At 34.8% G+C, this 13,623-nt stretch carries 4 protein-coding genes; all 4 read left to right on the top strand.

Annotated elements, in window-relative coordinates:
- Nucleotides 1–150 precede the first annotated feature (150 nt).
- A complete protein-coding gene (locus ACGK9U_RS10935; protein WP_394466415.1) occupies nt 151–2,871 on the top strand; it encodes a pectinesterase family protein in 2,721 nt (906 codons plus the stop codon).
- Nucleotides 2,872–2,962: 91 nt separating this feature from the next.
- On the top strand, nt 2,963–4,906 hold the full coding sequence (locus tag ACGK9U_RS10930) for a GDSL-type esterase/lipase family protein (protein WP_394466414.1): 1,944 nt from the start codon (nt 2,963–2,965) through the stop codon (nt 4,904–4,906).
- 94 nt (nt 4,907–5,000) lie between these two features.
- On the top strand, nt 5,001–9,029 hold the full coding sequence (locus ACGK9U_RS10925; RefSeq protein WP_394466413.1) for a pectinesterase family protein: 4,029 nt from the start codon (nt 5,001–5,003) through the stop codon (nt 9,027–9,029).
- 331 nt (nt 9,030–9,360) lie between these two features.
- Nucleotides 9,361–13,410, top strand: a complete 4,050-nt coding sequence (locus ACGK9U_RS10920; RefSeq protein WP_394466412.1) for a two-component regulator propeller domain-containing protein — start codon at nt 9,361–9,363, stop codon at nt 13,408–13,410.
- Nucleotides 13,411–13,623: the final 213 nt, after the last annotated feature.

The following is a 13,623-nucleotide window of genomic DNA, read 5'->3' as shown; positions in this document are numbered from 1 at the left end:
TAAAAGCGTTTTTGTTATTTGACACCTTTCTTATTGTAATTTGACCATATAATAAATGAAGTAATAATTTAAATTTGTAATCGATTGCATTACGTTGTAATGTATTTGACCATTTAAACTAAACTATATAAAATAAAACTACTTCTTATTATGAAATCAATTAAAAGCTTTGGCCTTTTATTTATTGGTCTATTATTCTCTTATTTATCATTTGCACAAAACTTTAGTCCAGATATTGTTGTGGATATTAATGGAACAGGAGATTTTACTTCTCTTCAAGCCGCATTTGATGCCGTTCCTGCGGGTACGCCTACAATAATATATGTAAAACGAGGTCTCTACGATCAAGAAAAATTAATTATACCTGCTAACAAAACAAATATAACGCTAATTGGAGAAAGTAGGGAAGAAACCATTATTTCTTACGATATCTATAATTGTAATGATGGAGGCGATGGTCTTTGTCCAGATAATAAAGTAGCACTCTGGTCTAGTAATAGTGAACTCGTGCGAACAGCCGCGACACTGACCATTCAAGCCAACGATTTTAGAGCAGAGAATATAACCATTCAAAATACCGCGGCACCAATTGGTCAAGCACAGGCTATAACACTTCAGGCGGATCGAAATGTGTTTGTAAATTGTGATATATTGGCATATCAAGACACCATTTACTTTTGGATGGCTGAAACCTCTCGTGCCTATTTTGAGACTTGCGTTATTGAAGGTAGAACAGACTATATTTATGGACGTGGCGTGGGATTCTTCAACAAATGTGAGATTAGAAGTTATGGCGGTGGCTGGATTACAGCACCTTCTACTACAATCAATCAAGATTACGGCTTCGTTTTTTACGAGTGTAACTTAACTTATAAGACTAATAGCCCTAGAGCAGGAGATGATGGAGCATTAGTTAGATTTGGACGTCCATGGCATGAATACCCAAAAGTAGCCTGGTTATATTGTAATATGACTGATAAAATTCATCCAGAAGGTTGGGGAGATAAATGGAATATGACATATTCAGATACAAGTACAGATCTTCATTTATATGAATGGATGAATACTGGAGCAGGTGCTGATATGAGTAATAGAGCTAATTGGGCAGGACTAAGAGCCATGGTCGATCAAAATGAAGCTGATTTGTACGAGCCAGAAATTGTATTGGCAGGTTCTGATAATTGGGATCCTACAGCAATAGCGCCAACAGTAACAGTATATAATTGGGATGGTGGAGCCGCTAACAATGGATGGTTAGAAGCTAATAACTGGGATCCTGATGGTGTACCAGCAATTTCAGAAGCTGCAAATGTTGACGGCAGTATAACCTTGAATGCTAATGGTGGAAATTTCGCTGCTGATTTAAATTTAGTAAATGGAGCAACTATCGATGTTTCAGTAAATAGTTCGGTAACTTTATTAACGCTTAACCAGTCAACAATTTCATCTTCTGCTAGTGTGTCATTATCAGGCACCATAAAAACTAAAGGAGAAGTGACCATTGATGCTTCAAATAATCTTGATGTTACAGCTGCTATTATTGGTGTGCACCAAATTACAAAAATAGGTGCTGGTATATGTCAACTCAACAATACTAATACTGGTTTTACTGGAGATGTGGTTGTTGAAGCTGGGGATTTACAAGCTAAAACAGAAAGTGCATTAGGAACCTCTGGAAAAATAACCGTAAAAACTAATGGTAAGCTAACTATTGATGTAAGTAATGCCATTGATGTTAACACGGCACTTTATACGGAAGGAACGGCACAATTAGTACTAAACCAAGATATAACTATTAGTGAATGGTATATTGACGGTGTTATAAAAAACATTGGTCAGTATGATGCAAATACAAATCCATCAACTATTAGTGGTACTGGTAAAATTATTATAGGAAGACCAAGTGAATTCACATTTCTTGGAGGGAATTGGGATGTTGCTAACAATTATTCACCGGCGTTATTACCTGAAGCAGGAGAAAAGGTCATTGTAGATGGTGTAACTATTGAAGCACAAGGTAATTTGTTTTCTGGTGATATGTACGTGCAAAATGGAGGCAGTATCCGTCTAAGAAACAATACTAGTAATTCAAAATGCTTGGGACCTGTTACCATGTATCAAGGAACCAATATTTCTTACGCTACGAGTGGTACTGGATTTTATTTAGTTGCTGATGTCATTTTAGAAGGCGATATTTCTTTACTTATGAATAGCTCCAATGTTGCTGGTAGTGTTATGAATTTACCAGGAACTTTTACTGGAAATTATAAAGTGATTGTGCGTAATACAAGAACTGTGGATAATACCGCTACTGCTAATTTAGGTGGTGATAATAGCGGATTTACTGGCACATGGGATTTAACGGTTCCTGCAGCAAATGCAGGTGGTTCATCTGCTATTAATGGTTTGGTTGAAAATGCTTTTGGAAATGGATTAATTGATTTGGCAGTTAATAATAAAGCTATCTTTAATCACGCAAAATGTGCAGGAGATGTTTTGAAAATGAATATAACAGGCTCTGCTTCAGCAGTCTTAAACGTTGCTGTTATAGTTAAGGAATTTACTTTGAACGGAACGCCGCTTGGAAACGGCACGTATAACGCTTCAACACACCCTGGTTTACTTTCTGGAACAGGTTCGATTACGGTTGACTCTAGTTTAAGTGTAGATGATAAAGTTTTTTTAGAATACAATATACTGAGAGTAAAAGGTAATCTTGAAAATCTTGAGATTTATAACATGATGGGGCAACGTGTCCATCAAACTAATTCTACTCAAGAAATAGATTTAAAATGGTTAAAATCCGGTATCTATATTGTTCGTTTTAAATTAGACGGCAAAATAGGTGCTATCAAGATTTATAAAAACTAAACTTGGAAGTTTTACTTTCCTTAAATATATAAGGTGGTGAAGTATCTTTTAATTCTAGATACTTCATTACCAAACTTAAAAAAAAAAAAAAATGAATTCATTATTAAAATTATTTATTGGTGTTTTTGCTTTTTGCAACGTTATTTCTGCCGATGCACAAATTACCCTCCATACCATTGGTGATTCTACTATGGCCGATTATGACGAAAATACTACAGATAAAAGAGGTTGGGGCATGATGTTCCAACAATTTTTTACTTCTGAAGTCGTTGTTAACAACCGTGCAAAAAGTGGGGCTAGTAGCAAAAGTTTTTATTTGGAATCACCTTATTGGACTACTGTAAAACAACAAATAGAAACTGGTGATTATGTAATAATTCAATTTGCTCACAATGATGAGAAAAATAACGGTTTAGATGGTGGAACCGACCCCAATAACCCAATAAATGGAACTGATTATCGTGGAACCACTGCTCAAGGAACTTATAAGGAATATCTTAGAAAATATATTGACGAGACGCGTGCGTTAGGTGCTACACCTATTTTAGCAACAGCGATGTGCAGAAAATATTTTAGTGGTGGTACCATTACCCGTAAAGGACGTCATGATTTAGGAGAAAACTTTGGTGTTCCTGAAACAGATCACACCTATGATTATAGCTATGCCATGCAAGAAGTTGCTACCGAAAAGAGTGTTCAACTTATTGACTTGACCACATTAACAAAAGGGTTGCTTGAATCTTATGGTGATGCTGAAGCTACTGCTCAACTTTTTGTGTCTTCCGATTCTACACATCCCAATGCGTTGGGAGCAACATTAGTTGCCAGATTATGTGCTCAGGAAATGACCAATCAAAACATTTTGGCAGCTTATATAAATACATCAACGGATGTATTGATTAATCCCAGCGCCTGTGATTTTGGAGATGCATATACCGGACAGACACTTACAAAAGAACTTACCATTACAGGTTTTGATCTTGAGCCAGCCTCAGGAACATTTACACTTTCAGTAAGTGATGGTTTTTTAATAGCAGCCAATAAAACAGATACTTTTACTTCTTCCATAACCATGGATTATGTAAACAATAACCTTGAATTCTCAAAATTTTATATTTCAGTATCTCAGTCAGTAGGAGGAACTAAAGAAGGAACACTTACTGCAACTAACGGAACGGTTACCAAAGAAATCCCTTTAACAGCCAATTTTATTGAGTTAACAGGAGGTACTGAAGTAAACCTTCTTTGGGAACTATCAGCAGATGATAGTTATGTTTTAGAAGGACCTGCCATTCCTTTGGATGAGTCTCATAGCAACATGTATGTGCAGCGGTATTCTGCCCCAAATTCAAATACAACGTGGCCGGTAGAAAGCGGTTATGACACCACAAGAAAAACACAAAGAAACCTACTTGATGGAGATGTTTGGCCTGCAGGAGAGATTGATGAAGTATCAACCCGTTATATTCAGTTTGGAATTTCTGCAAGCGAGGGAACAGAGCTAAATATCGATAAAATAAGCTTATATGTTGGTGGAGCAGGTGGTAGTGGCATGCGTTGCCGTATTTCTTATTCTAAAGATAATTTTGCAACCACATCTGTAGTTCAAGAGTTTTCAAGTATGACATCTAATACCATGTATGCCGTTTCAAAATTCCCCACTTTAACACTCGCTTATGGAGAAACCTTAAAATTAAGAGTTTATCCTTGGTATAGCGGTGAAGCTACAGGAAAAACAATTTGTCTGGCAGATGTTAATATTCACGGCGTAGCCACTCCTACTCTTTCTTTAGAAAAACCTTTAGAAAATCAAGTAAAATGGATAGTTGAGGATGGTTTTATTAAAATAAAAAATGCTCCCATGAATAGTCAAGTTTCAATCTATGATTTAACAGGAAGGTTAATATATAAATCGACCAATAAAAATAATGGTGAAGACTTATTGATTATTAAATCACCCACAACCAAAGGCATTTATATTGGTAAAGTAGCATCTCAAGAAGGCACACAAACAACAAAGTTTTTTGTTCCCTAAAAAGCAGGTTTTTTTAGTCTTCGCTATAAAACCGGTAGCGTTTTATTATACAATAACAACTAAATTAAATATTACTAAACTAAATTATTACATTATGAATTCAACTTTATACCTAAAAAAGCATTGGTCTTATTTTGCTTTTTTCATTGTTTTTTTTGGAACAAGCTTGCAATTGGTTGCACAAACAACGCTTGCTGAATGGACATTTGATTATGCTTATGATCAAAGCGGTACTGGACCTTATAGTTACACTCCAAATGCAACCGCTAGAGGTGCCGCTGACGGGTTAGATATTTCGGTTAATTCAAACGACATTTTTTATCCCAATAGCTCAGATGGAACCCTAACCGATTACGAAATGTCAATGGTTCCTGCTCAGGGAGGGCAAATTAAAAATGTATATCAGAACACAACAACATATCATAATTCCGCAAGGTTACAAGGTATTGTTGCTCCTGCAGATTTTACAAACTCTGCAAATCACGCTAATTATTTTCAATTTTCGTTCCCTACAACAGGATACAAAGAGATTAAGTTAGATCTTTCTTATACAACTCAAAATGTTGAAACAGATATTCTTGCTGTATATTATTCTGTTGACGGAGGCACTAGTTGGGCATCAGCAGGTCAAGCCAGCGGTAACTGTTGTTGGTGGACACTTAAAACGGCTCAATTGAATATTGTTGCCAAAAACAAAACCAATGTATTGGTAAGATTAATAGGGGTACAAAATGGTGGAACAACAGGTAATTATTTTTATATAGACTCCTTTAAAGTATCAGGTACCTCTACTACCCTACCAACAGATACCGCTTCTACTATTGATTGGGCTTTTGATTTGGGTACTGCTGGTCAAACAGCAACTTATACCGAAGCTGCTTACTATAAACCAGACAATGTTACTGTAGGAAGCAACTATTCATATAATGGAAAAAAAACAGGAAGCAACCCTACATTAGATTACACTTCGTTTTTAAATAATACAGGTGCTACTACGCCAGGAGGAAATAACGCAAACAATTTAATCGGTTTCGAATTTACGCCACTTACAGGCTTAGATTTTACACCAACAAATATAACTTTCGACTGCCAAAGAAATGGAACGGGTACTGGTTTAATTGATGTCTATTGGAAAGATTCAAATGGCACATCTTATCCTATCGCTATAAACGTTAAACCTGCCAGAAATGGTGATCTAGCCAGTGAAGCTGCTGATACCAATACCTTTACTATGGATGTTACGGGGTTATCAATTCCTGCTTTGGGTGGTAAATCCACTTTAGAAATTTATATCCATGGTCTTGGAGCTGGTAAAGATGTATGGCTTGCTAATATTCAGATTGATGGTCTTTTAAATGGCACAATAGCCGATGTTGCTCAATATACGGTTACAACGGCTGCTTCGCCTTCTGAAGGTGGCGCAATAATTTCAGATAATCCAGCAACAGTTGATGAAGGCACTGTGGTTAACCTTACCGCCAATGCCAACTTTGGTTATGAATTTGTGGAATGGCAAGACGATTTGGGTGCTACCGTGTCCACAGATAATCCATTTGAGATAACGGTAACAGATAATGTAAGCTATACGGCTGTTTTCAATGCATTAACTACATATGCTTTGGATGTTGTGGTTGAAGGAGGTGCTAATGACTACATGGTAAATATCTCTCCGGCTGGAAATATGGTTAACGGTTCTAGAATGTATGTTGAAGGAACTAACGTTACTTTAACCGCTAGCGGCAATCCAATTCTTAATTTTTCAAATTGGGGAACAGGTGAAACCAATAGTGAACTTATTGTGACCATGGATGCCAATAAAACTGTAACAGCTTCATATAATGCAGCTGACTATATTGTTGGATGGGATTTTTATGATGATGTGGTTACCGTCGATTTTTCATCAAATGTTGTTAACGATGCAACTACTTTGGTTCTAAGAGATGCTGCTGGAGCAACTTCGGGAGGATTAAACTTCTCTAAATTATCTGGTAATATCTGGTACGGTAAAAATTGTCGTATTAATTGGAAACAGTTAGCAGATAAATTCTATTATCAAATAAAAATTAATGCGACTGATTATACCGACATAAGTGTTCAAGCTGCCATGTTAACTAGCTATTCAGGATATGCTACTCAAAAATGTGAGTATTCAATAGACGGTACTAATTTTTCCGAAATTGGAACTTATGATACTTCAACTGTAAACACATGGGTTGATGGTTCATTCACCCTACCTCCTGCTGCTAATAATCAAGCCGAAGTTTATATAAGATGGATTCCAGATTACACATCATCTGTGCTAGGAAGTGGCAACGACGGCACTTCTATTTCTGACATATATGTTTATGGTACAGAAAGCATATTTAATGATGGTACGGCTCCTGTTCTTGCTAGCTCTGTCCCTGCTAACAATGCTACAGGTGCTTCAGCAACAGGAAAAGTTGTACTTAATTTTGATGAACGTATTAAAATTGCTAATAACACAACAGCAACTCTTAATGGTAAAAATTTAACACCTGTTGTATTTGGCAAATCCATATCGTTTAATTATTCAGGGTTGGACTACAATACCACTTACACCTTTGATTTAGCGGGTAACGTAATTTCAGATTTAGCGGATAATACGCTAACTGATGCTATTTCAATTTCGTTTACTACACTTGATAAACCAACTGTAACTAAAAGAGCTTATGACTTTATTGTGGGTGTAGATGGTGATTTTGCAGCAGCTTTAACCGCTGCAGATGCTGCAAAAAATAGTGGTAATAGGTTCTATATATTCTTTCCTAATGGAGATTATGATTTAGGAACTACAACGGGAGATGCAACTCAACAAACATTCATCAGTTTGCCTAACATTTCTTTTATTGGACAAAGTACTGAAGGTGTAACACTATTTAACAATCCCACTCAAGCTCAAGAAGGAATAGACAAAACACCAACAATCAACTTTACTTCTAACGCTGATAATATATACATGCAAGACCTCACTTTACTTAATAAAATGGATTATCGCTTGGGCATCCCTGAAAAGCGTGCCGTAGCTTTACGTCATCAAGGTGATAAAAACATATTCAAAAACATAAGATTATTAAGTAATCAGGATACCTATTTTACAGGTGCTGGAAGAACATATTGGGAAAATGGTGAAATTCATGGAACCGTAGATTATATCTTTGGAGATGGCGATATTTTCTTTAACGACTGTCTGATGTATATGGAAAACAGAGCGTCTGGTGGTGGCGGTATTGTAACTGCTGCAGCTACTAGTTCTGATTGGGGTTATGTGTTCAGCAACTGTACCATTGATGGTGATGCACAACAAAATGGAATTTATGGGTTAGGTAGACCTTGGAATAATGCTCCTAAAGTCGTTTATATTAATACCACTATGAATATTTTACCGACCGCTGGTGCTTGGGGAGACCCAATGAATGTGGTTCCTTTCAGATTTGCAGAATACAATAGTTTGTCTTCTTCTGGAATTGAAGTAGACTTAAGCCAAAGACGTACAGATTATACTAAAGATGCAACCTCAGTAACCTTAGACCCTACATTAGATGAAAGTGAAGCTGCCCAATACACTATAGAAAATGTGTTAGGAGGTAGTGATACTTGGCAACCAACACTTGCTACCGAACAAGCTCCAGCTCCTGTAATATCAATTTCAGGCTCAACATTAACTTGGGACGATAGTAACTATGTATTAGGATGGGCTGTATTTAAAGATAATGTATTTCAAGATTTTGTTACTAGCAATAGTTATGCTATTCCAGGAGGAACTTCTACAGGCGTTTATACGGTTAGAGCAGCTAATGCTATGGGTGGTTTAGGGATTTCTTCAAATCAAGTGGATATTAGTTTAGGTGTTAATGAAAATAATTTATTAGGGGTTAAGGTATATCCAAATCCAGTACTCAATAATGAAGTTTTTGTATCAATGCCGACGGTATCACTAAACACAACTATGTCTCTTTTTGGTCTAGATGGAAGACTTATTATGAAAGAAAGCATAAAGAGTAATAAAACAACAATTAATATGTCTGGAATTCCTTCGGGAGTGTACTTATTAAAAGTTGATTCAGAGAAAGGAACTCAAGTTTCCAAAATAATTAAAAACTAAAAACCAATTAATAGAAATTTAAAAGCCAGTTATATTATAACTGGCTTTTTTGTTGCAAGTTTCTTAAATAATATTTACTTATAATTGAACAGTTTTGTTTTATAAAAAACTTCAATGTAATTGTAAATAAAATAAGCTCTTAAATTAGGAATTTATATCTGATTACAATTATTATTTATGAAATTCTCATAAATCAAATGATATTTTTGTAAATTTATTACAGACCTTAAAAATCCACCTTTATTCTAATTAGATTTATTTAACTAGTTATTAAATTTAGGTTATTATATGCTTGTAAATTACCTACTAACCCAAACCTTAGTTCATACAAATGAATTATTTCGAAATAAAAAAAATTAGCCTAATCTTTCTAATTACTATTTCTGCCAATTTTGCTGTGGAAGGGCAGGTTTTCGAGCAATCTAATGCCATTCGGTTTAAAAAATATGATGGTAATAATGGCATTCCTGGTGAAACAATAAAAACTATATATCAAGACCAATCGGAATTAATGTGGTTAGGAGTTGAATATAAAGGACTAGTTTCTTTTGATGGTAAAAGTTTCAAACAGTATGAGTTTAATCAGGAAAATGAGAATTCAATTTCGAGTAATATAATTAATAGTATTTGTGAAGACCGAGAGGGAAATCTTTGGATAGGAACAATAGATGGGCTTAATAAGAGAAAAAAGACGCTGAATAATCATTCGCAATCGGATTTCTTACGATTTTATAACGAAGAAAATCCTACATCGATTCCGAGTAATTACATTTGTCAAATTTTCAAAAATAAAAATGCCGATTTGTTAATTGGTACCGGACAAGGATTATGTCTCCTTGAATCTAACAATCGATTTAGACGGATTCCGCTTACGAATTCTAAAGATCCAGCGGTTCGCTGCATTTACCAACTTAAATCTGGTCAATACTTTGTAGGAACTGACAAGGGGCTTTTTAAATTAAGTGAAACTTACAAAAAAATAGGTTACTGGCCAGTAAACGAGGCTCAGGGAAGGGTTACTTCTATGGATGAAGATGTTGATGGCAACCTTTGGATTGGTACGCGTTCTGGCTTGTTTATATTTAGTGAAGAGCAATTGTATGAAATCAATGAGTTCCTAAATGAAAACTATCATTTTTCAGGAATGGGGATTCATAATGTTTTTCTTGATAACTGGGGTCGCATGTGGGTTGGCTCTTATTCTAGGGGACTTTATATATTCTATAAGAATGGTAAATCTTATGAGTTTATCTCTAATAAAGCACTTTATGAAAATGGATTTCGGGCTTATCAAATAAGAGGTATTACTCAAGACTCTCAAGGTCTTATATGGGTAGCTACAAAAGATGAAGGCTTTTATATTTACGATCATAGATTGGAAACATTTGGATTGCTGAATACAACCAGTAGCCCGCTTAAGCTTAGTAGTAGCAGTATCTTAGCTGTTTTTGAAAGTAGCGATAAAAAATTATATATTGGCACCAGACAAGGTGGAATAAATATTATTGATGCCCAAAGAAAGCACATAACTCATTTTACTCATGAACCTAGCAACATAAGTGGCATTGGGGACAATAGAGTTGAAGGTTTTGCCGAACAAAAATCTGGTGAAATATGGATGGCTACTGTAAAAGGTTTGAGTAAATTTTTTCCTGAATCAAAAGTATTCAAAAATTATAATTTCAAACCGACACATTCAATTATATTAGATAAAAACAATCAACTATGGCTTGGTACAACTAAAGGATTGTTTGTTTTTGATCCCCAAAAAGAGTCTTTTGGAAATCCGCCTATTCATGTACCTGCTTTAGAAGATAATATTAGGAGCTTATTTATTGATAATGACCAGAATTTATGGATTGGAACGCAAAATTCCGGACTTCTTCAATATATACCTAAAAATGGTATTGTCAAGCATTATCATACAGATCATTCAGATAAGAAATTTAGATTGCCTTCAAATGCAATCAGAGCAATTCAACAAGACACCCAAGGAAATATATGGATAGGCACTCTCTTAAACGGATTGATAAAACTAGAGAAAAATTACAATGAACAATCATACTCTTTCTCTAAACACGTATTTGACGGTACAGGTGTTTTTTCCATTATTGAAGGCAAGTCTGGTGTTCTTTGGTTATCTACCAACAAAGGAATTTATGAATTTGATAGCCAATTGGAAACCAAAATAGATTTTGGCATACAGTATGGTTTACAGGGAGAGGTATTTAACAATACAGCCTTTCTTAAGTCCAAGAATGGCTATATTTATTTTGGAGGAAATAAAGGTTTGAATTTTTTTAAGCCTGAAAGCGTTTCCAAAATTTTATTTACCCCAACCACTTCAATCAAGTCTATCACAGTTTCTTCTCCAGGAAAAGATGAATATTTTAAGGAAAGTCTCGAGGGTTATCATTTTAAATATGGGTCATATATTTCGTTTGATTTTTTTCTTAATGATTACTCTAACCCACAGAATAATAAATTTAAATATAGATTGGAGGGCATCACAAAGGATTGGATAGACTTAGTCAACAACAATAATATCTCGTTTGCTAGCTTGAAACCAGGTGACTATAAGTTGGATGTGATAGGAGCTAATAGCGATGGGGTTTGGTCTAAAAATCAGCAAACAATCTCATTCAAGATTTTAGACCCATGGTGGCTATCTAAAATAGCTAAAGCTTTATATGGTATTTTTATTGTATTTGCCATTTATCAAATAATAAGGTTTACGACTTTTCGGGACAGAAAAAAGCATGAACTGGAGATTATAAAACTTGAAAAATCTCAGGCTGAAAAAATTATCGAAGAAAAACTCAGGTTTTTTACCGATATATCTCATGAGCTTAGAACACCGCTTACAATAATTCTGCCTTCTGCTGAAAAATTAGTAAAAATTAAAAAGGGTAATATTGAAGAAGTAAAGAAACACGGAGTATCCATTTTAAGAAATGTTAAGGCTCTAATGAACCTTGTTGAAGACCTTCTTGAGTTCCGAAAGATAGAAAACGGCAGTATTGTGTTGAATACGAAGTCTCTACAAGTAATTGACTATTGCCACAATACATTTTCTGAATTTTCCTTTTTGGCCGAAAGTAAAAAAATCGATTACCATTTCAATACAAACTTGTCTGAGTTTAATGCAATGGTTGACCCAAATATTTTAAACAAGGTACTTTCTAACTTATTAAGTAATGCCATTAAATACACTCAAAATCATGGTCATATAGAACTGGTTATCACAAGTACCACTACTAGGGATAAATTGTTAATCTTAGTAAAGGATACAGGTATTGGGATTTCAAAGGAAGATTTACCAAATATTTTTGACCGGTTTTATCGTGCAAAATCGGAAGTGACCTCCAGAGGTACGGGAATTGGACTTGCACTAACAAAAAGTCTAGTGGAACTTCATGGCGGAACAATTTATGTGCATAGTGAAGAAGGAAAGGGCAGTATTTTTACAGTTGAAATTCCCCTGAATTATGTTGAAGAATTACAGGTGTTGCCAATATCGCATGCTAATATTTCACATCAAGAGGTTGAAGATGAAACTGCTCAAATAACATTTGAACAGTCCGAAGATCCCATTTCAATTCAAAATGAGAATGTTCAAGAAATCCTTGTTGTAGAGGACGATTTGGAAATACAAAATTTACTTAAAGAACTGTTTTCTGATTACAAGGTAATTATTGCCAACAATGGTAAAGAGGGATTGGAATTTGCTAACCAAAAATCACAGCCTTCCCTAATTATCTCTGATGTTATGATGCCTGTAATGGATGGGTTGACTTTCTGTAGAGAAATAAAAGGGAATTTTCAAACAAGCCATATCCCTGTTTTGATGCTTACAGCGAAAACAACCACATCCGATCAAATGAAAGGTATAAATGTTGGAGCTGATGATTATGTTCTTAAACCATTCTATTCTGATATATTGGTTGCAAAAGTGGAAAATCTCTTAAAGAGACAAATACGATTAAGAAAATATTTTGAAAAAAGCATTTCAATCCAACCTTCTGATCCACCTACATATAATCGAGAAAAAGAGTTACTTATTAAATGTAAAGAAATAATTGAAGTAAATATTTCTAATCAGGAATTTAGTGTAGAGAAACTTGCAGAAGAACTTGGACTAAGTAGGGTGCATCTATTTCGGAAACTTAAATACCTAATTAATCAAAGCCCATTGGAACTCATTTACTCCATTAGGTTGAAAAAGTCAATAGCTTTGATAAAAACTGGAAATTACACCGTATCAGAAGTTGCTTATATGACAGGATTCTCTTCGCCTAGTTCATTTAATACAACTTTCAAAAAACACTATAAAGAATCACCAAAAGCTTATGTTAAAAAACTAACCAAAGAAACCTCTTAATAGTTGTATTTATTTTCAGCTTTAATTATATTTTAATAAGTAAAATCATCTAAAAATAAAAGATTTGTGCTTGTTTCAGCTTGTTGTAACCTCCGTTGAATCTTTAGTAACATATCAAAAACATAAGTAAATCCTTTTAGCGTTACTTAGCACAAGTATGATGAAAGAAACCGTTCCGTTTAGTAAACGCTCAAGAATCCTAGAAAAGTAACC

The organism is Mariniflexile sp. HNIBRBA6329, from assembly GCF_043558645.1.
GTDB lineage: Bacteria > Bacteroidota > Bacteroidia > Flavobacteriales > Flavobacteriaceae > Mariniflexile.
This window is presented reverse-complemented; position numbering and strand designations above follow the sequence as displayed.

Excerpts from the sequence above, each read along its gene's own strand:
- ACGK9U_RS10935 (WP_394466415.1), top strand. The coding sequence starts at position 151 with ATGAAATCAATTAAAAGCTTTGGCCTTTTATTTATTGGTCTATTATTC.
- ACGK9U_RS10920 (WP_394466412.1), top strand. The coding sequence starts at position 9,361 with ATGAATTATTTCGAAATAAAAAAAATTAGCCTAATCTTTCTAATTACT.
- ACGK9U_RS10930 (WP_394466414.1), top strand. The coding sequence starts at position 2,963 with ATGAATTCATTATTAAAATTATTTATTGGTGTTTTTGCTTTTTGCAAC.
- ACGK9U_RS10925 (WP_394466413.1), top strand. The coding sequence starts at position 5,001 with ATGAATTCAACTTTATACCTAAAAAAGCATTGGTCTTATTTTGCTTTT.